Origin of the sequence: Oceanobacillus sp. FSL W8-0428 (assembly GCF_038004405.1) — a bacterium.
In the GTDB taxonomy this organism is placed as follows: Bacteria; Bacillota; Bacilli; order Bacillales; family Amphibacillaceae; genus Oceanobacillus; species Oceanobacillus sojae.
Window position 1 is genome coordinate 2637554 of record NZ_JBBORB010000001.1, and the last position, 23196, is coordinate 2660749.

At 38.8% G+C, this 23196-nt stretch carries 19 protein-coding genes and 1 pseudogene; 18 read left to right on the forward strand and 2 right to left on the reverse strand.

Features of this window, described 5'->3' with window-relative positions; genetic code table 11:
* The first annotated feature begins 14 nt into the window (after positions 1-14).
* The 4 genes from dgoD (at position 15) to MKY30_RS12500 (ending at position 4112) form a co-directional block, all read left to right on the forward strand.
* Positions 15-1163, forward strand: coding sequence for a galactonate dehydratase (dgoD, locus tag MKY30_RS12485; RefSeq protein WP_147212178.1), 1149 nt, complete (start codon positions 15-17; stop codon positions 1161-1163).
* Between the two features lie 27 nt (positions 1164-1190).
* A complete protein-coding gene (locus MKY30_RS12490; RefSeq protein ID WP_341084095.1) occupies positions 1191-2549 on the forward strand; it encodes a GntP family permease in 1359 nt (452 codons plus the stop codon).
* A 157-nt stretch (positions 2550-2706) separates the two neighbouring features.
* Complete coding sequence (locus tag MKY30_RS12495) at positions 2707-3624, forward strand: phosphotransferase (RefSeq protein WP_341084096.1); 918 nt, start codon at positions 2707-2709, stop codon at positions 3622-3624.
* A 74-nt stretch (positions 3625-3698) separates the two neighbouring features.
* The gene (locus MKY30_RS12500; protein ID WP_147212180.1) at positions 3699-4112 is read left to right on the forward strand and encodes a cytidine deaminase; all 414 of its coding nucleotides are present in this window, start codon (positions 3699-3701) and stop codon (positions 4110-4112) included.
* 56 nt (positions 4113-4168) lie between these two features.
* On the opposite strand, the gene MKY30_RS12505 is transcribed toward MKY30_RS12500, so the two are convergent.
* Positions 4169-5356 (reverse strand): MFS transporter, encoded by a 1188-nt coding sequence (locus tag MKY30_RS12505; protein ID WP_341085632.1) that lies wholly within the window; start codon positions 5354-5356, stop codon positions 4169-4171.
* Between the two features lie 257 nt (positions 5357-5613).
* Here MKY30_RS12505 and MKY30_RS12510 point away from each other — a divergent pair, with 257 nt between their 5' ends.
* The 14 genes and pseudogenes from MKY30_RS12510 (at position 5614) to MKY30_RS12575 (ending at position 21441) form a co-directional block, all read left to right on the forward strand.
* Complete coding sequence (locus tag MKY30_RS12510; protein ID WP_156988098.1) at positions 5614-6531, forward strand: VOC family protein; 918 nt, start codon at positions 5614-5616, stop codon at positions 6529-6531.
* Positions 6532-6535: 4 nt separating this feature from the next.
* Positions 6536-6957, forward strand: a pseudogene (locus MKY30_RS12515) (DUF1801 domain-containing protein).
* A gap of 67 nt (positions 6958-7024) precedes the next feature.
* Entirely contained in the window at positions 7025-7456 is a 432-nt protein-coding gene (locus MKY30_RS12520; RefSeq protein WP_246145245.1) for a GNAT family N-acetyltransferase, read from the forward strand.
* 265 nt (positions 7457-7721) lie between these two features.
* Positions 7722-9158, forward strand: a complete 1437-nt coding sequence (locus tag MKY30_RS12525; RefSeq protein WP_445254571.1) for a M20 family metallopeptidase — start codon at positions 7722-7724, stop codon at positions 9156-9158.
* Positions 9159-9361: 203 nt separating this feature from the next.
* Positions 9362-10921, forward strand: coding sequence for a spore germination protein (locus MKY30_RS12530; RefSeq protein ID WP_341084099.1), 1560 nt, complete (start codon positions 9362-9364; stop codon positions 10919-10921).
* Positions 10922-10924: 3 nt separating this feature from the next.
* Complete coding sequence (locus MKY30_RS12535) at positions 10925-12037, forward strand: GerAB/ArcD/ProY family transporter (protein WP_147212186.1); 1113 nt, start codon at positions 10925-10927, stop codon at positions 12035-12037.
* A complete protein-coding gene (locus tag MKY30_RS12540) occupies positions 12034-13182 on the forward strand; it encodes a Ger(x)C family spore germination protein (RefSeq protein WP_341084102.1) in 1149 nt (382 codons plus the stop codon). The genes MKY30_RS12535 and MKY30_RS12540 overlap by 4 nt, the downstream gene beginning before the upstream one ends.
* Before the next feature lie 20 nt (positions 13183-13202).
* Positions 13203-13388, forward strand: coding sequence for a hypothetical protein (locus MKY30_RS12545; protein ID WP_246145250.1), 186 nt, complete (start codon positions 13203-13205; stop codon positions 13386-13388).
* Between the two features lie 15 nt (positions 13389-13403).
* Complete coding sequence (locus MKY30_RS12550) at positions 13404-14834, forward strand: FMN-binding glutamate synthase family protein (protein ID WP_341084103.1); 1431 nt, start codon at positions 13404-13406, stop codon at positions 14832-14834.
* A 506-nt stretch (positions 14835-15340) separates the two neighbouring features.
* Entirely contained in the window at positions 15341-16792 is a 1452-nt protein-coding gene (locus MKY30_RS12555; protein WP_341084106.1) for an Msr family ABC-F type ribosomal protection protein, read from the forward strand.
* Positions 16793-16935: 143 nt separating this feature from the next.
* Positions 16936-17382 (forward strand): hypothetical protein, encoded by a 447-nt coding sequence (locus MKY30_RS12560; protein WP_341084108.1) that lies wholly within the window; start codon positions 16936-16938, stop codon positions 17380-17382.
* Positions 17383-17441: 59 nt separating this feature from the next.
* Positions 17442-18035 (forward strand): glutamine amidotransferase-related protein, encoded by a 594-nt coding sequence (locus MKY30_RS12565; protein WP_156988088.1) that lies wholly within the window; start codon positions 17442-17444, stop codon positions 18033-18035.
* Positions 18025-19761 (forward strand): aminodeoxychorismate synthase component I, encoded by a 1737-nt coding sequence (pabB, locus tag MKY30_RS12570; RefSeq protein ID WP_339285024.1) that lies wholly within the window; start codon positions 18025-18027, stop codon positions 19759-19761. Before MKY30_RS12565 ends, pabB begins: the two co-directional genes overlap by 11 nt.
* A gap of 489 nt (positions 19762-20250) precedes the next feature.
* On the forward strand, positions 20251-21441 hold the full coding sequence (locus MKY30_RS12575) for an MFS transporter (protein ID WP_147212194.1): 1191 nt from the start codon (positions 20251-20253) through the stop codon (positions 21439-21441).
* Positions 21442-21569: 128 nt separating this feature from the next.
* Here MKY30_RS12575 and MKY30_RS12580 read toward each other — a convergent pair whose 3' ends face one another.
* A complete protein-coding gene (locus tag MKY30_RS12580) occupies positions 21570-23150 on the reverse strand; it encodes a BCCT family transporter (RefSeq protein WP_341084111.1) in 1581 nt (526 codons plus the stop codon).
* Positions 23151-23196: the final 46 nt, after the last annotated feature.

Below are 23196 nucleotides of genomic sequence, written 5' to 3' on the forward strand. Positions count from 1 at the left end.
GGATGATAAAAGCTATGAAAATTACAAACTATGAATTATTCCAGGTACAACCAAGATGGTTATTTTTAAAGATAGAGACGGATGAAGGAATAACTGGATGGGGAGAGCCGGTTATTGAAGGACGAGCTGCTACCGTAAAAGCTGCAGTTATTGAACTGATGGAGTATTTAATAGGGAAAGATCCATTGCAGATAGAAGATCATTGGAATGTAATGTATCGTGGTGGATTTTATCGTGGTGGACCTATTTTAATGAGTGCTATTTCAGGTATTGACCAGGCACTTTGGGATATTAAAGGGAAATATTTAAACGTACCAATCCATCAGCTGCTTGGAGGAAAGGCAAGAGAATCTATTAAAGTATACTCCTGGATTGGCGGGGACCGTCCATCTGACGTTGGAGCAGCTGCTAAGGAAGTAGTTGATAAAGGATTTACAGCTATTAAAATGAACGGTACCGATGAACTGCAATACATTGACTCTTATGAAAAGATAGATCGTGTATTAGCTAATGTTTCAGCTATTCGTGATGCAGTAGGTCCTTATATCGGAATAGGAATTGATTTTCATGGACGTGTTCATAAACCGATGGCAAAGGTATTGGCAAAAGAGCTGGAACAATTCCGCCCAATGTTTATTGAAGAACCTGTTTTACCAGAAAATAATGAAGCATTACGTGATATTGCCAATCATACAGTAATTCCGATAGCAACAGGGGAAAGAATGTATTCTAAATGGGATTTTAAAAATCTGTTAAAGGATGGATATGTGGATATTATCCAGCCGGATTTATCTCATGCCGGGGGAATTACAGAAAACAAAAAAATCTTATCCATGGCAGAAGCATTTGATGTAGCTGCTGCTCCACATTGTCCTTTAGGTCCAATTGCCTTGGCAGCTTGCCTACAGGTAGATGCGACATGTCATAATGCATTTATTCAGGAGCAAAGCCTGGGTATTCATTATAATCAGGGCTCTGACTTACTGGATTATTTAAAAGATGACAGCGTATTCAAATATAAGGATGGATATGTTGATATTCCAGATCGTCCAGGTTTAGGAATTGCAATCAATGAGGAGCATGTTCGTGAGATGGCTAAAAAAGGGCATAATTGGAGAAATCCGGTTTGGCGTCATAGAGATACTAGTGTTGCTGAGTGGTAAGAAGCAGATAGAGAAGGAGGAAAATAAATGTCATCAACTGGTTTAATATTAATAGCAATTTTGGGTATAGCCGTCCTATTGTATTTAATTATGCATTCAAAAATGCAGGCGTTCCTGGCTCTATTAATTGCCAGTATCCTCATCGGCCTTTTCACAGGAATGGAACCAGCTTTCCTGTTGGAAGTAATAGAAGTTGGGATGGGGGGAACTCTGGGATTTATAGCAATCGTAGTTGGACTTGGTGCCATGTTCGGGGAAGTACTCAGAGCATCCGGAGGTGCAGAGCGTCTTGCGTTTACCCTGGTTGATAAATTTGGTGAAAAACGTGCACAATGGGCACTTGGATTAACCGGATTTATTGTAGCTATTCCGGTATTTTTAGATGTTGCCCTTGTTATTCTGATTCCTATTCTTTATAGTTTGGCAATACGTACGCGTAAATCGTTACTTTACTATGGAATCCCGCTTCTGGCAGGCTTGGCAGTAGCACATAGTTTTATTCCTCCTACACCTGGTCCGATTGCGGTAGCATCTGTATTAGGCGTTGATTTAGGATGGATGATGCTATTTGGTGTTATTGCCGGGATACCAGCAATGGTTGTAGCTGGACCAATATTCGGGCGTTATATTGGAAATAAAATTCATGTTGATGTTCCTGAACATATTAAAGAGGAAGAAGAGAGAAAGAAAGCAAATAATGAGGAAGGTAAACTGCTTCCTAGCTTTGGAATGATTTGCTTCTTAATCTTGTCCCCATTAGTATTAATCCTATTTAACACAACTGGAGGTATCTTGCTGAAAGAAGGCATTTTTAAAGAAGTTGTAACATTTATTGGCCATCCATTTGTCGCTTTAATAATTGCAACATTACTTTCAATGTACTTTCTCGGTAAACGCCGTGGTGTCACAAAAAATGAAATGCAATCAATGACAACTAAAGCACTTGAGCCTGCAGGTATTGTTATTTTAATTACCGGGGCGGGTGGTGTCTTCAAAGAAGTGTTGATTGAAAGCGGAGTCGGCGATGCTATGGGAGAATTAATGGCTTCTTCCGGTTTCCCCTTAGTGCTGCTTGCTTTTTTGATTTCTACTTTTGTCCGCGTAGCTCAAGGTTCAGCAACAGTAGCAATGATTACAGCAGCAGGATTGATTTCTCCTATTCTTGACATGACTGAGCTTTCTCAGCCAATGCTGGCGCTTATTGCTATTTCAATCGCCTGTGGAGCAACTGTCTTATCTCATGTAAATGATTCTGGCTTCTGGCTTGTAAACCGGTTATTTGCGATGACAGAAAAAGATACCCTTAAATCATGGACAGTTATGGAAACCATTATTGGTTTAGTTGGATTTTTTGTGGTATTTGGATTAAGCTTTTTCATATCATAATACATGTAGAAATAAAAGATTATCATTATAGGGTACTCTCCTTAAAGATCCGGAGAGTACTTTTATTTTAATACTTACAAAGTCTAAGCTATAATTGCATTATAACCGGAATTTTTAAATTATTAATATTAGGCGTCTTTAAAAGGGGAAATGAAAGATGAGTAGTAAAGCTATTTTAAAAGAATTTGGATTTAATGTCGCTGAAGAACAAAAAAGCATTTATCCATTTTCTCCAGTCTATAAGCTTCATAATTATATAATCAAGAAAACGCAATACCCATTGGAAAGAGCACGAAATCTCGTCAGATATACTACGTACTTAAAAGAAAAAGGTATACCCGTCGTCACTCCAGTTAACGTAAACACCTGCAATCCAAAACAAATAGATGATGCATGCTATATTTGTTACCCGTTTATAAATGGAAGTAATTATCAGGGAACAGAGAAAGAAATTATCCGGGCAGGAGAGCTTCTTGGCCGTATACATGCGCTTTCCTCTTCTAAAAATACGTTTGGTTTAAGCGAATATGATGTTTTTGATTTTTATCATCATGAAGTGGATAATGATATGCAAAAGATTAGCAACTTTGTCAGCAGCTATCAAGTCAACATTCCTATTCAGAAGTTGAAAGAGTTATTACATATGGCAGTGGAGAATCAGGAAACATTGAAAAATACCTCATTAAAATGGGTGGAGACACCACATGATTATAAAGCGAATAATCTGGTATTTCAAAATAATCCTGTTCTTATAGATCCTGATAATGCCAAGTGGATTCCGCGCACTTTTGATTTAGCATTGGCATTATTATTGTTTCATAATGAATTATCTTCTGCCCCCAACCGTACTTTTACACCAAAAGAATGGAAACTGTTTTTAGAGGGCTATTCCAAACATCAAACTTTAACCAATGTAGAGATAAAAGCTTGGGAAGAAACAGTATTGCATGTATTTTTGGACGAAGTAATGTGGCTGATGGCCGAAGTGGAAGAGGATTGGGAAAGGAAAGAGCAAAGAGATCTATTCGTCAGTGTTACAGAAACGCTGTTTCATATAAAAGATTATTCTGTTTAAAAGAATAGAAGTAAGCAGAGGTTCATTAAGCCGCCGTATAGACAATGCAAAAGATTAAAATTGGAGAGATTAATATGAATATAGAACAGCAGCTATACAATGCTGCAGTAGATTTAATTAAAAAAAGATACCCATCTGGCTGGGGTGGTGCAGCAGCCATGTACACAGAATCAGGTCAGATATTAACAAGTGTTGCTCCTGAAGTTATTAACGCCTCTACAGAATTATGTATAGAAACAGGAGCAATTTTAGAAGCACATAAGCTTAATACAAAAGTAACCCGTTCCATTTGTGTTGCCAGAGAGGACGAAAATGCCCCATACCTCATTTTAACGCCATGTGGTGTTTGTCAGGAACGGCTATTTTATTGGGGAGAGGATGTAAAAGCAGCTGTAACAAATCCAGATAATGAGCTTGAATTTAAAACATTGAAAGAATTGCAGCCTTATCATTGGCTTAAAGCATATGAGAGTGGAAATTTAACTTGAAGAGAATAAAAAGAACGGCCAAATACAACATGTATCAGCCGTTCTTTTTTACAAAATTATTCATAAGCCTTTTCAGCAGATCTGAATAAAGACTTATCTTCCATTTTATGCGTAACAAACATCAATATCACTCCAAAGAAAATCATCCCGCCGGCGACAAAAGTGATTTGTCTGAATGAAAATTGATTCGTCAGCAGAAGACTTCCAAGGGTTGCCCCAATCGAGTTTGCCAGGTTGAACACCGATGCAGCAATTGTTCCTGATAAAGCTGGAGCTTCCGTTGCTGCCAGGATAATCTTTGCATTTAATATCGGTGTTGTTCCAAATGTGCCAGCTCCAAATAAGAAGCAGGCAACATACGTGAAGAAAGGGTTCGCAAGCAGGAAAGTGAAGCCGATCAGCACGGTGCCTAAAATAGTCATCGCTACAATTAAGCGCTCTGTCAATACCTCAGGCTGAATGCTTCCAGAAACAAAATTCCCTATCACAGCGCCAAGCCCGAATAAGAATAATCCAATCGTTATACTTGTTACATCAAAGCCTGCAATTTCTCTGAGCATCGGCTCTGTGAACGTATATGCTGTAAACACACCGGAAAAGCCTAAAACAATCACGGCAATCAGCATCCAGACATTTTTATTCTTTACTATAGCCATTTCGTTCTTTAACTTAGGAATTTCTTTTTGCTGGATATCGGGTGTGACAATCATGATTCCAATTAAATTGATAATACCCATCAATGCAATAAACCAGAATACGAGTCTCCAATCCAGCATGCCGCCGATGTATGATCCAAAGGGAACTCCAAGCATAATAGCAATAGTAAGACCTCCCTGCACAGCAGCAATTGCGCTGGTGCGTTTGTGAGGCGGAGAAATATCGACAGCCATGCTCATACACAACCCAAAGAATGGTGCGTGCATCGTTGCAGAAAGAAGTCTGGATAGAAGTAATATCTCAAATGTAGGAGCTGTGGCAGCCACAATATTACTTATTATAAAAATAGACATGAGTGCGATTAATAATGGTTTCGGTGAATATTTAACCGTCAGTATCCGGAGCACCGGACCGCAGACAGCGACACTGATGGCGTAGACACTGAGCAATAATCCAGTTGCAGAAACTGCTACATCCAGATCAGCAGCAAATTGTGTTAATAAGCCAGTTACAGCATATTCTGTCATCCCGATTGCAAACGTACCAATCATAAATACGGATAAAATCATATTACGGGAGAATTTCATTGTCACTATATAACACTTCCTTTCGTTCTAACTAAAAAAACAATAGCACTATCATAGTGGAAGAGATGTTCTGTGTCTAGGCATCTGTTTAAGAAAAAGAAAGAAATAATTTTCAGATTAATGGAAGCGTAAATCATTGGTTTAGCACGATAACAAGCGGGTTTAAAAAAGACGAAAAAAAGAGCAAACTAGAAGAAGCAGAGCAGGTTAGAAAATGGTATATTAAAAGTATCTTTTATCTTAAAGGAGGAAAAATAATGACAACGATTACGAAAAATATTGTTCCACATCTCTGGTTTGATAAAGAAGCAAAAGAAGCTGCGGCATTCTACACTTCCATTTTTCCTGATTCGCAGATTATCAGTGAAATTGTTTTAAAGGATACACCATCAGGAGATTGTGATTTGATATCCTTTGATTTATGGGGACAGCGGTTTATGGCAATCAGTGCAGGTCCATATTTTTCAATTAATCCGTCGATTTCCTTTATGGTAAATTTTGATCCGGCCAGGGATAAGAATGCATCCAGTCAGATTGAAGAGGTTTGGGAGAAGCTGTCCGATGGCGGGCAGGTACTTATGCCGTTTGATGCGTATCCTTTCAGTGAAAAATACGGATGGATACAAGATAAATACGGGCTTTCCTGGCAGCTTATCCTGACCAATCCGGAGGGAGAAGAAAGACCGCCAATATTACCGTCCATGATGTTCATTGGTGAAAATGTAGGGAAAGCGGAAGAAGCTGTACAATTTTATCAATCTATTTTTAAAAATAGTAAACAGGGAGTCGTTGCCCATTATCCGGCAGGGATGGATCCAAACAAAGAGGGAACAGTAATGTTTTCTGATTTTATGCTCGAAAATGTCTGGATGACAGCAATGGATAGTGCTCTGAATCATGATTTTCAATTTAATGAAGCTGTTTCTTTACTGGTTAATTGTGAAACGCAGGAAGAAATTGATTATTATTTTGAGCATTTATCGGCAGTACCTGAAGCAGAGCAATGTGGCTGGCTAAAGGACAAGTATGGTGTATCCTGGCAAATTTCTCCCAAAGATATGGATGAAATGATGAGTGAGAATGCAACAACAGAGCAAATTGCCAGAGTAAACAAGGCAATGATGCCAATGAAGAAATTGGATATAGAAACATTGCGAAAGGCATATGAGGGGTAAATAAATGTACAAATTAAAAACAAAAGAAACAGATAACAGTGTATTGAATTTATTGAACAGGTAGAGCAGCCAAAGAAGCGGGAGGATGCATACCGCCTGCTGGATATATTCGCGGAGACAACCGGATTTGAGGCAGCAATGTGGGGCCCGAGTATTATTGGCTTTGGTAAGTATCATTATAAATATGATTCAGGCCATGAGGGAGACGCACCTTTAGTCGGCTTTTCTCCAAGAAAGGCTAAGATAAGTCTTTACTTTGCAACAGGAGATACAGAGCGTGAACACTTGCTTGAAAAATTTGGTAAACATACAACAGGTAAGTCCTGTGTCTATATTAATAAAGTGGCAGATATTGATGAAGAGGTATTAAAGGAATTAATTAAGCAGTCTGTGCTTTTTTTACAGGAGAGATATCCGGGGAAGTAGGGGAAGCGCTATATATACAATCAGAAAAATAGAGCAAAGCCGGAAAGATACTGATTTTTTAACGGATATGCTATACGAATCTATATATATCCCGTCTGATAAGCCGCCAAAAGAAGAGCTGCTCCAAGCAGCGTATTTACGTAAATATCATCAAAACTGGGGAAGAACAGGAGATATGGCTCTTATTGCAATAAATCAACAGAATCAGGCTGTTGGAGCGGTATGGTGCCGCCTGTTTAACGAAAATGAAAAAGGATATGGCTTTGTCAGTCCTGATATTCCTGAGCTCGGTATTGCAATTGTTGAAAGTGAAAGAGGCAAGGGATTAGGAAAGCAATTATTGATTGAAATAATAAAAGGAGCTAAGAAAGCAGGATACATTGGGCTGTCTCTCAGTGTCGATCTAAAAAATACAGGAGCAATCAGCCTGTATCATCAATTGGGTTTTGAAGATATAGAGATAGAAGGAACATCAAAAACGATGTTATATTCGTTTTAATTATAGGAAAAGGTCGTGTGAGAAATTGAAAAATTTTTTCATGCGGCTTATTTTTTGATTCTTTAAAGATGTAGCAAATATAATTTTCTTTCTTATATTCACGATGTTTACTATGATTTATTTTTATTGTGAAAATGAATTACATAATTTAGTAACCCAATTTACATAGTTGTATTATCTAATAGTAGAGGTAATTATTTCATTGCACTCTATTTTGCTATAAAATATATAATAGCACTAAAGAAGAAAGGAATGTATGAGAACAATGAGTATTATCAGCCAAATCGAAGAAATAATCGAACAGAAGCGGGAAGCTTTTTTTAAAGTAAGTGATCAAATTTGGGAAACACCTGAAATTCGTTATGAAGAAAAACAGTCTTTTAAATGCTCAGCTGATTTTATGGAGGAGCAAGGCTTTCAGGTAGAACGTGGAGTAGCCAGTATTCCGACTGCATTCACTGCAACCTTTGGAAACAGTGGTCCGGTGATTGCAATATTAGGAGAATATGATGCTTTACCTGGTTTAAGTCAAAAAGCCGGTGTGACTGAATTTGATCCGGCAGTACCATATGGTCCAGGACATGGCTGCGGTCATAATCTGCTTGGCGTAGGTTCAATGTCTGCTGCAGTTGCTGTAAAAGAATACTTAGAGAAAAATAATTTAGAAGGAACGATCCGGTATTATGGCTGCCCGGCAGAAGAAAGTGGTTATGCAAAAACATATATGGTCAAAGCAGGGTTATTCGATGATGTAGCTGCATCCTTTTCCTGGCATCCGCATTATACAAACAGCTTGTTTCATGGACCATCACTGGCGGTTATCCACTCCACCTTTACATTTAATGGGATAAGCTCGCATGCAGCAGCTTCTCCAGAACTGGGGCGGAGCGCATTAGATGCTGTGGAACTAATGAATGTCGGTGCCAACTATATGCGGGAGCACATGATTGACGAAGCCCGGGTTCATTATGCAATCACAAACTCTGGAGGAATGTCTCCAAACGTTGTCCAAAAAGAAGCAGAAGTTTCTTATTTTGTCCGTGCTCCTCATGCAGATCAGGCCCGTGCTTTGTTTAAACGTCTGATAAAAATCGCGGAAGGTGCAGCGTTAATGACAGAAACCTCCATGGATTACCGTATCGAAGGCGTATGTTCTAATCTTGTACAAAATGCTACATTAGATAAACTGCTTCATAAAAATATGAAAGCTTTAGAACGCCCGCATTTTACTGAAGAAGAGCTGGAATTAAGTAAAAAATATTATAATACATTAAATGAAGATGATATCGCATTTGCTGCCTCACTGGTCGGCAAGAAGAAGGCGAAGGAGCTTGCTGAACGCCCGCTTATTCATGAAGTGGATGCCTACCGCGAGGCACCGGAATATGTGAAAGGGTCAGGTTCTACAGATGTTGGTGCTGTCAGTTGGGTGACACCTACTGCGCAGCTGATGGCAGCAACATGGACATTCGGTACACCATTCCATACTTGGCAGGTCGTATCTCAAGGAAAAACTTCCTATGCGAAAAAGGGGATGCTTTTTGCAGGAAAAGCGATTGCGAGCACTATTATTGACGTTCTGCAAAATCCAGAAGTACTGCAGAATGCTGCGAAAGAGCTTCGTGATCGTGAGGCAGGACCGGAAAATTATGATTCGCTGCTTCCTGAAGATCAGGATATGCCGTATATACTGAAAAAATAAATATATAACTATATAACAAATATAAGCTAAAACCCTCTTTGTATCAATGGAAGATGCAAAGGGGGTTTTTCGATTGAACCAAGTATAAATATTTGGTTTTGTGGAAACGTAAATAAGGATTTTATAAGCTTATTTATTGTTAAAATTATCCCCTATATTTCACTTGGAATATAGGCGGGGCTTGGGGTAGGAGGTAACCTGGAATGAGCCAATCTGTATTTACAAAATTAAAACAGCAGGAAAAAAAGGAAGAAGAAAAGCAACTAGGCAGTCATCCTGTCCAGCCAAAAGTACGTTCGAAGCTTTCGAATAAAGTCAGCGATAATCTCGATACATTAAAGAACGCGATTGGTAATCCAGAAGATTTAAATCTCCGTTATATCTCCATTGGAAAACTGCAAAAGAAATGTGGAATTGCTTATTTATCGGGAATAACAGATACAAATATGATTAATCAGGATATTATCCAGACTTTGCAGCAGAATTTAAAAGAAATGGAAGGCAGCCCTTTAGAAAATGTAAAGCTCGAAATGATTGCAGTTTCCTCCGTGGCAGAATTGAATGATATGAAGGAAATCATTAACCTTGTGCTGGACGGACAAACGGTATTCTTTCTGGAGGAAGAAGAAAATGCGTTAGTCATTGGGACATCTGGTGGAGACAAACGTGCTATTGAGCAGCCGCAATCGGAAAATTTAATCCAAGGGCCAAGAGAAGGATTTGTGGAGAGTTTAGAAGTCAATTTAGCGATGATTCGTCGTAATCTCCGTGATCCAAATCTGCGCTTTAAAGCATATGAAGTCGGTACGAGGTCAAAGCAGAAGCTCGTACTTTGTTATGTAGAAGATGTGATCAATCCCCAGATTCTGGAGGAAGTTATTTATCGGCTTGAATCGATTGAACTGGAATATATCACAGATGTTTCACAAATTGAACAGTGGATTGAGGATAGCTCTCTTTCTCCATTTCCGCAAATGTTAAGTACGGAAAGGCCGGATAAAGTTGCTTTTGAAGTTTTACATGGGCGTTTCGCGGTTTTGGTAGATGGGAGTCCTTTTTCGGCAATAGGGCCAGTTGTTCTCAGCGATATTAACAAATCGATGGAAGATTATAACCAGAGATGGATTACTGCATCCTTATTACGTATTCTTCGAGTTGTAGCAAGCTTGATAGCACTATTATTACCTGCTTTTTACATTGCAATGGTTTTATTTCATCCGGGGATGCTGCCGACAACATTGGTATTCTCCATTGCAGCCAGCCGTGAAGGAATGCCATTTTCTGCGATAGCAGAGATATTATTAATGGCAGCTACCTTTGAAATGCTTCAGGAAGCGGCTATTCGGCTGCCCCGGATAATTGGACAGACGATTGGTATCGTTGGCGGTATTGTTATTGGAGAGGCTGCTGTTAGTGCAGGAATAGCAAGCCCGATTATTGTCATTATTACCGCGTTAACTGCAATTGCCAGCTTTTGTTCCCCTTATTACAGTGTAGCTATCAGTTTTCGAGCTGTCCGTTTTGGTTTTATGCTGATTTGCGCTCTTTTTGGATTATTTGGACTGATTCTTGCGTTTCTTGTTCTTGTTATACACGTTACAAATTTAAAAAGCTTCGGTGTTCCATATAGCTTTACAGTTTTTCCTGCAGTAAAGCAGGATATGATGGACAATGTTATCAGAGGACCAATAACGAAAGTGGAAGAACAGTATATCTTTTTACAGGATGAGTTAAAAGATCCCAACAGACAAAGGAATGAATAATAGATGCGAACAGTAGGGTATGCCGATGGTAAAATATCAAACATAACTATATTAACAATTGTTCCCAGTATTGTTGTTGCTGTCGGGATATTGACTTACCCGCGTACGCTGGCCAGCCAGACAGAGGGCGCAGATGGTTGGATAACATTATTAATTGGAGGGGCAGTTTGTGCATGTTCTACTTTTCTGATTGCTAAAATTGCCTCTTTATTTCCTGGACAGTCTTTTTATACGTATACTTCTTCAATGCTGACGAAGCCGATTGCGATTCTGTTAAGTATGTTGTTTTTTTTATTATCAGTAACCATTGTCAGCTATGAGGCAGCTTTTATTGCTAATATATCTCATCATTATTTGTTTGAAAAAACCCCATCGGAAGCCATTAATCTCGTATTCTTATTTGTGGTTTTGTATGCTGTATGCGGAGAGCGTGTAGCAATTTTTCGGACTGGTTTTGGAATAATTATTTTGACTGCTGTTGCAACAATTGTTTTAGTTATTACGGCTCTTCCTTCTGCAGATTGGAACCGGATGCTCCCGGCCTTTACTACGGATTTCAAATCGTATTTAGGTGAACTGCCAAATAGCATTTTATCTTATTCTGGTGTTTTCGTCCTTTTCTTTTATATGAAGCTAACCAGAACACCATCGAAAAGTGTAAAGTCAGCAGTAATTGGTGCAATAGCCGTGACAGGATTTTATATCACTGTTTATCTAATGTGTATCGCCGTACTTGGAAATGTATCAACAGCTAATACTGTTTATCCGCTGGTTGAATTGGCGAATATGGTGCGATCTATAGGTTTTCTGGATAGAATTGAATCCTTATATTTTGTTATCTGGATTACTACTGTATTTATGACAACTGCCATTGCTTATGATATCAGTGTGTTAATCATTACAGATATTTTTCCGAAAGCAAATAAAATTTTTGTCGCTTTCAGTTTATTACCGTTTGTATACTTTATATCGCTTCTTCCAACCGATTATTATCAAGTGTCAGATTTAGGCACAATAATTGGGTATGCAGCTAAATGTTTAACTATAATCACCCTAGTTTTCTTATGGATAATGTACTGGGGAAAGGGCAGAAAAGGAAAGCGAGGTAAATCATGAGATATCTTTTTTTCTTATTTTGTGTTCCACTATTGTTAATATTGTCAGGGTGCTGGGACAGCTTGGAAATAGAGAATAGGGCTTTTGTGTCTGGAGTGGCAATTGATCCGGTTAAGGATAATGGTGATAAAAACTTAAAAATGATGACACAGGTTGTTATTCCAAACGGACTCGTTTCACTGCCAAATAACAGTAGTGGGGGAGAAAAAAGCTTTCGTAATGTCTCAAGTATTGGTAAAACTATTTTTGAAGTGAAATCGTCCATCGAGGAAAAAGAAGATGGAGATCTTGATAACAGTCATATTGAAATTGTAATTATTTCAGACGAGCTGGTAAAAAGTGAATATAAAATATCAGATATTATAGATGTGTTTATGCGGGAAAGCAGAATGAACCGGGATATTATTTTAGCAGTAGCCAACGGAAGCTCAGAGGAGCTGTTAAATATAGATCCAGAAAATGTAAAGCTTCCTTCTCAATACATTACAGAGCTCATTAAATCCAATTATAAATTAGCAGATTTAGAACCGGAAACTGCAGGAGTTATGCAATATTTTTTTATTAAGAATAAAAGTTTTTACCTTCCTTATTTAGAAAATACGCCCTCAACAACTGGTATTCAGTTAGGTGGAGTAGCTGTTTTTGAAGGAGAGAACGGGAAAATGGTTGGCATACTAAAAGGAGATGAAATAACGGGATTAGCATTAACGCGCCCCAGTTTTAGTGAAACGCTTATAGTAGATCATAACGGACAAAAGGGATCGTTCACCATTCCTGATGGACGGACCGAAATAAAACTTCTTAATAGTGATCCCGAAAACCTCCACTTTCAATTTGATGTATTTTTGACTGGAGAGCTTGTAGAAGCTTCTCAAGGACTGGATTTTATCAAGGAAGAGAGTATAGAGAATTTGAAAAAGAAATTCAGGCTGGAAGCGGAAAAAGTGATGTCAAAGACAATATCGAAGTTGCAGAACGATTATGGTGTAGATATATTGGAATTTCATGAATTTTTGTTTAGAAAGCATCCTGATATCTGGAAGCAGGTAGAAGGCAATTGGGACAGCGGGAAAAATTATTTTTCCAATGTAGACGTAACATTGAATGTAGACGTGACTATACGTGAACCAGGAAATACGAATTGATACAGAGCAGGTGAAAAAGAATGATGTGGATGAATTTTATCGAAAATAGAATTTCTATACAGGCGATAATTGGCCTAATATTAGCTATTGTTGTTCCTATCACAATTTATTGGATTAACCGGAAGTATCATGAATCGACAGACCCTATATGGAAGAAAGAAAGAAGACAGAAGGTACAAAATGACAATCCAGAAAGTAAGGTGTAAAGGAGTGTACAGACGATGCTTGACATAATTATTCTTATTCTGCTGATTCTGTTTTTAGTAAGCTGGCTGCTGCTTTTTATCATGCGACGGCATCTGATAAAGAGGATGGTTAATAAATTTGGAAAAATTCTGATGGAGGACCGTTATCAGGAGAATATATTTGAAATGGTAACAGGCTTTAAACATATGGGATTCCAACGAACCTTTGAGAATAATCTGCGGGCAGAATCTGGAGATGTCCTGCATCGGCCGCTTGGATCTGCAAAAACATGGCCCGATTTTGAAAAGCTGACCTTTATACCGGCTCAAGTAGCTAAATTTCCAACGGAGTACACGGAGCAAATAGATATGAAAGTAACGATCGGTCCAAAAGCCAAGAAACCGATGAAATTAGATATCCCATTAATGATCAGCGGAATGGCATATGGCATTGCATTAAGTAAAGAAGTAAGACTGGCGCTGGTTGATGCGGTGAACCAGCTTGGTACTGCGCTTAATTCCGGTGAGGGCGGGGTAATGGAAGAAGAAATTGACGGCACAGATAATTATATACTGCAATTTTCGAAGACAAGCTGGTCGAAGGAAAAAGAGCTGATTAAGAAAGCTTCCATGATTGAAATAAAATTTGGACAAGGAACTTTAATGAGCTCAGGTGTTGTTATCCCGGCTGATGAGCTGCAGGGCGATATTCGGAAGGTATTAAATTTGGATGATGGAGAAGAAGCGATTATTCATAATCATTTCTTTGAGAATCAAACATTAGAGGATTTTAAAAATCTTGTCCAGGAGCTAAGAGATATGACAGACGGCGTTCCAATCGGAGCGAAGATTGGCGCAGGCGGCAAAATTGAAGAGGACATAGATGCTCTGTTAGAAATCGGTGTAGATTATATTGCTGTGGACGGAGCGCAGGCAGCAACACATGGAGCACCGCCGATCTTATCAGAGGATTTTGGAATCCCGACTATTCATGGCTTACAGCGCGCTCATCAGCATTTGCTAAAACGGAAGGCGAGAGAGGATGTCAGTCTGGTTATTTCAGGTGGTATGTTCAATGCAGGTCAATTTTTAAAAGCAATTGCATTAGGCGCTGATGCTGTTTATTTAGGATCCGTTGTCTTATTTACCCTGTCTCATAAGCAGGTTTTAAAGGCTGTTCCCTTTGAACCGCCTACGCAGGTTGTCTGGTATGACGGAAAATATAAGGATGATTTTAATAGACAGGAAGGGACGAAGGCTTTAGTTAATTTTATCAATGCTTCCACAAAAGAAATGGAAGAAGGTATCCGGATTATGGGGAAAACCGCCTTGTCAGAGGTGAAAAAGGATGACCTCGTTTCCTATGATGAAGCAGTTGCCCGCGATATTGGCGTTCCGTATAGTGCACATTCTTATGAAGAAGAGGCTGCTAAACAGAATAAACCAGGTCCGATGATTGAACTGTAAAAATACTTGTTTTCTGGAAAAGAGAACCATTTGACGTATTCCTTCAAACTGTCTTATAATGAAAAAGTAAACTTAGAACGGAAGGGAAAATGTGCTGAGATGAGATTTCGATTCCTAGACTTGAACAACTAATTTGATAATATGTTCAAGCTCTGCCTGTGCTTTTTGCGCCTGCAGAGAAATAGGAGTCGTCTGTCTTTTTTCAGCTATTATAATAAAGGTATACATAAGGTATATCTTTTTCCTGAATGCAGTATGTGAAAAGGACAGCAGACCATTTGCTGTTCTTTTTTTCAATTTCAATACAGATATAACGAAAACTTCTATTTCTTAAAAGTGGGAAGCAGGGCATTCGTTCTGAAAAAAATAAAAGTGAGGGGAGATTTTTTATGCAGATGCTATTGTTCTTTTAATAGATACGGGCTTGTTATAAGAAAACACAAGCTCGTATCGATACAGTTTCAGGCTATCGATACGAGAAATTCAAAATCTCGGAGGTAGCAAAAATGCAAAACATTCAATTTGAAATAAAAGATGTAGAATTAACGTATTTAGACAGAGAAATCCTTTCCATCGACCGTTTAGCAATTCATTTTATGGACCGGATTGGAATTGTCGGTCCGAATGGATCAGGGAAAACAAGTCTGCTCCGTTTGCTGGCCGGTGAATTAGAACCGGCAAAAGGAAGAATTCACCGGCATGCGGACTTTGCTTATTTAAAGCAAATGGAAACACCTGGCGGAGAAGCAGCAGATCCAAAGGTTTTAGGAAAGCTTCAGGTGCCAGATTTAGAAGAAGGCATCAGTGGAGGAGAGCAGACCAAAATAAAAATTGCACAGCTCTTGGCAGATTATAACGAAGCATTGTTGATTGATGAACCAACAACGCATCTTGATCAGCAGGGAATACGATACTTGCGCAGAGAACTGGAAAATTATTACGGGACGCTTGTTTTAATCAGTCATGACCGTAAACTTCTGGATCAGCTGGTCACAACAATTTGGGAAATACGAGATGGAAAGATTCATGTTTATTCAGGGAACTATACCGATTATGAAGAGCAAAAAATATTAGAAGAACGTCAGCAGCAGGACGCACATGAACAATATCTGAAGGAAAAATCCCGTTTAGAAGCAGCAGCGCAGGATAAAATGCAAAAGGCTGCGAAAATGATGAAAGGTGAGAAAGCAAATGCCCGAAAAAAGCAGGGTGTAAATCGGATGTTTGCTACAAAGCCTAAGGATGCTTCACAAAAATCGATGCAAAAAAGTGCCAAAGCAATGGAGAAACGGCTGGAGCAAATGGAAAAGGTTGATGCTGTACAGCATGAACGGCCAATCACGTTTCATCGCTCTAAGGCGTTAGAGCTGCATCATTCCTTTCCCGTAATGGGAAATCAGCTGACCTTGAAGGCTGGTGAGAAGACTCTTTTAGAGAAAGTTCGTTTTCAATTTCCATTAGGCAAAAAAATTGCAATAACTGGAGCAAACGGTTCTGGAAAAAGCACCTTGCTTCAGGCGATTTATCATCGCCGGGAAGGGATGGAGATTTCTCCTAAAGTGGAATTTGGATTCTTTGAACAGCTTGCTTATCAGGAAAAGTCGAATGAAACGGTACTAAACAGTTTGAAGAAAACGACTGATTACGAGGAAGGCTTTTTACGCAGTGTTCTTCATTCTATGTATTTTAAAGGAAATGATATTTATAAAAAGCTTCGTTATTTAAGCGGCGGTGAGGCTATCCGGCTGCAGCTGTGCCAATTATTTCTCGGCTCCTATCATGTATTATTATTAGATGAACCAACGAACTTTTTGGATATCCAGACAACGAAAGCATTGGAATCTTTTTTTGAAGGGTATCCGGGAACGATTATTTTTGTATCACATGATGCTGCCTTTGTCGAAAACGTAGCGGATCATGTTTACGAAATTAAAAATAACAATATAATTGAGAAGTAGAGAAGGGCGCAGGAGCAGCTATTTGCTCCTGCTCTTTTATTATCCAGTGTAAATTCAGTGACCTTCTTGATGGACAAAACGTTTCATTATATTAATAATGAAAACAGACAATTAATTAATAGCAGGAAAAGGTGGAAGTAAGCATGAAAAAAATACTTATTATTTCATTGCTGATTGCAGTGGGAGTGTTTTTCTTCGTCGGAAAATTTGAGGGAGACAATAAACTATTTGCACAGGTGTTACCTTCTAATATAAATGAAGCTAATGAAATTAAAGAAATTATGATATATGAAGTAAATCCAACAGGAAAACCAAAAGCAATTTCGCTGACTGAAAAAGATGATATTAATAAGATATTAGAAGCTTCTGAATCGATGGAGCTCAAAAAAGGTGATGAATTTGTCAGCACGGGGTATCTGGTTCTTTTCCAGGGCTCCAAAGAAAGCTATACGATGACAGTTGACAAAGAGGGGAATCTTGATATGAATGATCATGAAGAACATTATGAGATTAAAGGAAAAAATGAATTACTTCATATTATTCAGGCGTTCAAGGACAAATGGGAGCCGATGGATGAGGAAGATAGGTAAACTTCTCACTCTCAGCATGTTAAGAAGGATAAAATTTTACGGATAAGGCGGGCAGAAAAATGCTGTTAATGATTGATAACTATGATTCATTTACCTACAATATTGTACATTATCTGGAGAATTTAGGTGAGAAGGTTGTTGTGAAATATAATGATCAGCTGACCATAGAAGAAATTAACCAGTGGAAGCCTGAATCCATTATCCTGTCGCCGGGGCCTCATTCACCTCAGGAAGCCGGTATAACCTTAAAAGTCATTGATCAGTTTAAGAGTAAGATCCCTATTCTTGGTATTTGCCTTGGTCATCAGGCGATTGGACATGCCTTTGGTGCAGAAGTGATAAAAAATGCTCCTGTTCATGGGAAGCAATCTCGTATTCTGAACGATCAGAATGGTGTATTTTCACAGCTTCCTGAAAACTTTACTGTAACAAGATATCATTCCTTAAGCATTCAGCCGGATACGGTACCGGATACCCTTATTGTCACTGCAACAACAGAGGATGGAACAATAATGGGCATCCGTCATAAAACGTATCCAATTGAAGGAATCCAATTTCATCCTGAGTCTGTATGTACAGAACACGGCTATGCGCTGTTAAATAATTTCCTGATGCAATATAAAGGGGCAGGAGAGCTGCAAAATGATGGATAATACAAAAATGATTTTTGATTTTTCTTTTGAAGAGGAAGCAGGCGTACGTCGTATTTTTGAAAATCCGGCAGAAATTTTAATTGCAAATACACATGCCGAGGTCGGTCAAGTATTTGAACAAATGGAAATCTATCAGCAAAGGGGCTTTTATCTGGCTGGTTATATTTCCTATGAAGCTGCAGCTGCTTTCGATAAAAATCTTATGACACATAGAAAAGGCAGCCTGCCTCTTATCATTATGGGTGTTTTTAAGCGAATGGAGCTGGAAAGTGTGAAGCCGGCAGCCAATCGAGCTTATCCTCCTGTAAATTGGCAGATGACAACAGAGAAGCAGCAGTATCAGCAAAATATCAAATCCATAAAAGCTGCCATTGCTGAAGGAGATACATATCAGGTGAATTACACTGTCCGAATGAAGGCAGATAGACCAGTGGATGCGGATTTATTATATGAACAATTATCGGGTGCCCAGCAAGCAAATTACTGTGCACATTTACAAATTGGCAATTATCAAATTATATCAGCTTCCCCGGAACTGTTTTTTGAACGAAGAAAGCAGTCTATCCGCACTAAGCCGATGAAAGGGACTATAAAACGGGGACAGACACCAGAAGAAGATATCCAAAATAAAAGAATGCTTTCTGAATCAGAAAAGGATCGGGCAGAAAATTTAATGATTGTCGATCTGCTGCGGAATGATTTATCTAAAATTGCTGTACCGGGTTCTGTCCAGGTTCCAAAGCTGTTTGAAATCGAGGAATATCCTACCGTATATCAAATGACATCAACGGTTATGGCAGAATTAAAAGAAAGCCTCAGCAGCTTTGATATTTTTAAAGCATTATTTCCCTGCGGTTCTATCACCGGTGCTCCAAAGCAAAGTACAATGAGTATTATTAAACAGCTGGAGGATTTCCCTAGAGAGATTTACTGCGGAAGTATCGGTTTTATCACGCCAGACCAGGAATCATTGTTTAATGTTGCCATTCGGACTGCATGGATGAAGAATGGAAAAAAAGCTGTCTATGGGGTAGGCGGAGGTATTACATGGGATTCAGAGACAGAAGCAGAATATGAAGAAGCATGGGCAAAAGCAGCGATTTTAAAAGGAAGCGCATCTTCATTTCAGCTTTTAGAAACAATGAAATATGATGGAACACAGATTCACCGTCTGAGCAGGCATCTGGCCAGACTTGAGCGGGCAGCCAATCAGTTTCAGTATCCTTATTCGATTGGAAAAATAAAACAGCAGCTGAAGGAACAAATGAAAAAATATTCTGGAACACACCGCATCCGTCTGTTGTTGGAGCAAGACGGAAAGATAGATATAGCGTTCACAGCACTTTCAGAAGAATCAAATGCTGTGAGGCGAGTTAGTTTGGCATCATCTCCCATTAATCGTAAGGATATATTTTATTATTATAAAACAACCAATCGCCAGAATTATAATGACTTTCGCGAGCAGGACAGTACATCATTTGATGTTCTTTTATGGAATGAGGAAGAGCAGCTGACGGAGTTTACGATTGGTAACTTAGTCGTTAAACTGCACGGGGAATACTATACACCTCCGATTTCTTCTGGATTGCTTGCCGGAACTTACAGAGAAGAACTGCTGGAGTATGGAAAAATAAAAGAGAAAATCATCTGGAAGAAAGACATCCCATCCTTTGAAGAGGTGTGGCTGGTTAATAGTCTGCGCGGCTGGGTAAAAGTAGAATTTTAAGAGGATGTTCAAAAAGTCCAACAAAAATGACACGGCGATAAGAGGATCTTCTACTAAAAACGCCCACGTCGTGTGGACAACGCAGAAGTCACCACATCCTGTGGAAGTAGCTCGTCGCCTTGAACTTTCGACGCACAGGACGTGCTAGTGTCGGCGGTGTAACACGATGTTACGGTCTTAGCCGACTGGTCCTTTTCATCGTACTTTTTGAACACAAATTTTAATAAAAATTTTTCAGGAAAAGATTGCATGATTAACCGATGCAATCTTTTTTTATGCATCCTGAAATAATAGGAATATCGCCATGACAAAAGGCTTTTTTAGCTATTCGTTTATTAACATGCATTTTGTATGCAGGTGAAAATAATAATAAAAATAGGTATAAAAATTTTGAGCAAAAGTATATCTGAAATGAAAAAGTTATGATATGATGTATCAGATTCCTGAGGGAGGTTTTAAATGAAATTTATAGTTAAGGAGAAATGAATTATGAAAAAACAAAATATGACGCTGTCTATCTTGCTGATGAATTTGTTTATTGCATTTTTAGGTATTGGGCTGGTTATTCCAGTTTTACCTACTATTATGAACGAGATGAATTTATCCGGTTCCGTTGTAGGTTATTTGGTAGCAGCTTTTGCAGTTGCGCAGCTTGTTGTTTCACCGCTGTCTGGAAGATGGGTTGATGTGTTTGGACGTAAACGCATGATCGTTATCGGACTCTTAATTTTTAGTTTTAGTGAGTTTTTATTCGCTATTGGGAATACCGTAGAAATCTTATTTATTTCCAGAATCTTAGGTGGAGTGAGTGCTGCTTTTATAATGCCTGCAGTTACAGCATTTATTGCAGATATCACTACACTTGAGTCCAGACCGAAAGCGTTAGGATATATGTCAGCAGCGATTAATACAGGATTTATTATCGGTCCTGGACTTGGCGGATTACTGGCAGAAATAGGCCCAAGAATTCCATTTTTCGCAGCAGCAGGTTTAGCGTTATTTACTGCGATTCTATCAACGATTACATTACGCGAACCAGAAAGAAATCATGAGGAACAAAAAGAAGAAGTTGGAGCGAGAAAGCCCGGCTTGGGAAGAATTTTTGTTCCAATGTACTTTATCGCGTTCATTGTTATATTTATAACAGCATTCGGTTTATCTTCATTTGAATCGTTATTTTCTTTGTTTGTGGATCATAAATTTGCATTTACGCCAAAGGATATTGCGATTATTATTACTGGAGGAGCAATTGTTGGAACAATTGCCCAAGTTGCTCTGTTTGGCAGATTGACAAATAAATGGGGAGAAATTCGTCTGATTCGTTATTGTCTGATTTTCTCTGCCATTCTTGTAACAACAATGACAGTTGTAGAAAGCTATGCAATGATTTTATTTGTAACAATTGTTGTTTTTATCGGTTTTGATTTATTAAGACCGGCTGTTACTTCTTATCTGTCCAGAGTAGCTGGAAATGAACAAGGATTCGTAGGCGGTATGAACTCCATGTTTACCAGTATCGGAAATGTATTTGGACCAATTGTCGGCGGGATTTTATTTGATATAAATTTAAACTACCCATATTATTTTGCAGCAATGGTACTCATGGCGGGTATTGCTGTGGCGATGGTCTGGAAAGAGCCTAAAGCTCAGGTCGAGCAGGCTGTAGAAGAATTAAAATAATTGCTAAAAAGAATAAATGGATAGAAGAAACGCACTTGTGAGGGCAGAAGCTCTGAAGCACAGGTGCGTTTTTATTTTTCGTAAAATGTAAATAAAGTGAAGTTGCAGCCAGTTATATTGCAATAAAATTAACGATCAATATTATCAATATTATCAATTGTAATCGAGTTCGATTTTCTTGCATCTCTTTGCTTATTTAAATCTTCTGTAGAAGCCCGCATAAATGACCATGCCAGCAAGATCATAATAAAAATGACCGGGAAACCGGCAACAATACTGGCAGTTTGTAATGTCTCCAGTCCACCGATAAACATGAGCACCATGGGTAAAATCATTAACGTAAATGCCCAGAAAATTCGATGCCAGCGGAGCGGCTCGCCGCCGATAAGTCTTTTTTGAGCAACGGCTGCCAAAATATAGGAAGCAGAGTCAAAGGTTGTTGCCAGAAAAATAATTGCAAGCACCGTGAACATTGGAATAATAAACCAGGAAATCGGCAGCTGATCCAAAATAGCTATAATCGCAGCTGATGCGCCATACTCGTTCATAAAGCCAATAACATCAAATGATTGCGACAGCTGCAGATAAAGGCCATAGTTTCCTAAAATTCCAAAGAACAGTACACAGCCGAGTGTTCCATAAATTAATGTATCCAGCGTCATTTCTTTGATAGTTCTCCCCCGCGAGATTCTTGCAACAAAAAGCCCGACAAATGGGGCGTAGACGACCCACCAGGCCCAATAGAAGATTGTCCAGGTTTCAGGGAAATTCGTCGCTTCATATCCCGGTATAGAAGCAAGCGGCTCAAGCCAGGTAGCCATTGTAAAAATATTATTAACGATTCGGCCAAGACTTGTGAAAGTCATTTCACTGATAAATAAGGTTGGTCCAAAGATAAATACAAAAACTAATAGAAAAAGGACAAGCCATATGTTTAGATCGCTGAGCACTTTAATCCCTCTGTTAATTCCAGAATAAGAGCTAGCTGCAAAAATGGCTGTACAAATGAGCATAATGATAGCCTGCATTCCCAGAGATACAGGAATTCCGGTGACATGATTAACTCCTTCTGCAATCATCGGAGTTCCTAATGCCAATGTTGTTCCTGCCCCGCCAAGCAAACCAAAAATAAATAAGACGTCAATTAAAGTACCAAGCGGCCCATCCGCATATTTTCCAATTACCGGTCTGGAGGCTTCGCTAATTTTAAGGATAGGCTTTTTCCGGACATAGTAAAAGTAAGCAATCGGCAGTGCAGGTAATGTATATAATGCCCATGCAATTGGCCCCCAGTGAAACATTCCATAACTCGCTGCCCAATTAATGGCTTCTTCGGATTCAGGCGTAATGCCAAATGGAGGTCCCTGATAATAGTACGCCCATTCGATCATTCCCCAATATAAAATACTGGATCCGATACCTGCTGAGAAAAGCATGGCGGCCCATGAAAATGTTCCGAACTCTTTTTTGGTATTTCTTGCACCAAGTTTGATATTACCGTTTTTACTAAAAGACACATACAGTAAAAAGATAAGAGCGCCCAGCCCTAATAATAAGTATAGAATACCAAAATTTCCTGTAATAAATTCATTTGCCTGATTAATGACAGCTGCGCCAGCTTCCGGAAATAAAGTTAAAGGAATAACAACACTAAACAGGATAACTAGTGCAAATATAAAAGTAGGCCAGTCAATTAAACGTTTATTCATTATTTCATCTCCCATCTATGTTGAAGCATGCTTTTAGCAGATAAAA

Coding starts and splice junctions, on each gene's coding strand:
- MKY30_RS12555 (WP_341084106.1), top strand. CDS start 15,341: ATGCAAAACATTCAATTTGAAATAAAAGATGTAGAATTAACGTATTTA.
- MKY30_RS12490 (WP_341084095.1), top strand. CDS start 1,191: ATGTCATCAACTGGTTTAATATTAATAGCAATTTTGGGTATAGCCGTC.
- MKY30_RS12545 (WP_246145250.1), top strand. CDS start 13,203: ATGATGTGGATGAATTTTATCGAAAATAGAATTTCTATACAGGCGATA.
- MKY30_RS12520 (WP_246145245.1), top strand. CDS start 7,025: ATGCTATACGAATCTATATATATCCCGTCTGATAAGCCGCCAAAAGAA.
- MKY30_RS12510 (WP_156988098.1), top strand. CDS start 5,614: ATGACAACGATTACGAAAAATATTGTTCCACATCTCTGGTTTGATAAA.
- MKY30_RS12500 (WP_147212180.1), top strand. CDS start 3,699: ATGAATATAGAACAGCAGCTATACAATGCTGCAGTAGATTTAATTAAA.
- dgoD (WP_147212178.1), top strand. CDS start 15: ATGAAAATTACAAACTATGAATTATTCCAGGTACAACCAAGATGGTTA.
- MKY30_RS12505 (WP_341085632.1), bottom strand. CDS start 5,356: ATGAAATTCTCCCGTAATATGATTTTATCCGTATTTATGATTGGTACG.
- MKY30_RS12495 (WP_341084096.1), top strand. CDS start 2,707: ATGAGTAGTAAAGCTATTTTAAAAGAATTTGGATTTAATGTCGCTGAA.
- MKY30_RS12580 (WP_341084111.1), bottom strand. CDS start 23,150: ATGAATAAACGTTTAATTGACTGGCCTACTTTTATATTTGCACTAGTT.
- MKY30_RS12575 (WP_147212194.1), top strand. CDS start 20,251: ATGAAAAAACAAAATATGACGCTGTCTATCTTGCTGATGAATTTGTTT.
- MKY30_RS12535 (WP_147212186.1), top strand. CDS start 10,925: ATGCGAACAGTAGGGTATGCCGATGGTAAAATATCAAACATAACTATA.
- pabB (WP_339285024.1), top strand. CDS start 18,025: ATGATGGATAATACAAAAATGATTTTTGATTTTTCTTTTGAAGAGGAA.
- MKY30_RS12550 (WP_341084103.1), top strand. CDS start 13,404: ATGCTTGACATAATTATTCTTATTCTGCTGATTCTGTTTTTAGTAAGC.
- MKY30_RS12565 (WP_156988088.1), top strand. CDS start 17,442: ATGCTGTTAATGATTGATAACTATGATTCATTTACCTACAATATTGTA.
- MKY30_RS12525 (WP_445254571.1), top strand. CDS start 7,722: ATGAGTATTATCAGCCAAATCGAAGAAATAATCGAACAGAAGCGGGAA.
- MKY30_RS12560 (WP_341084108.1), top strand. CDS start 16,936: ATGAAAAAAATACTTATTATTTCATTGCTGATTGCAGTGGGAGTGTTT.
- MKY30_RS12530 (WP_341084099.1), top strand. CDS start 9,362: ATGAGCCAATCTGTATTTACAAAATTAAAACAGCAGGAAAAAAAGGAA.
- MKY30_RS12540 (WP_341084102.1), top strand. CDS start 12,034: ATGAGATATCTTTTTTTCTTATTTTGTGTTCCACTATTGTTAATATTG.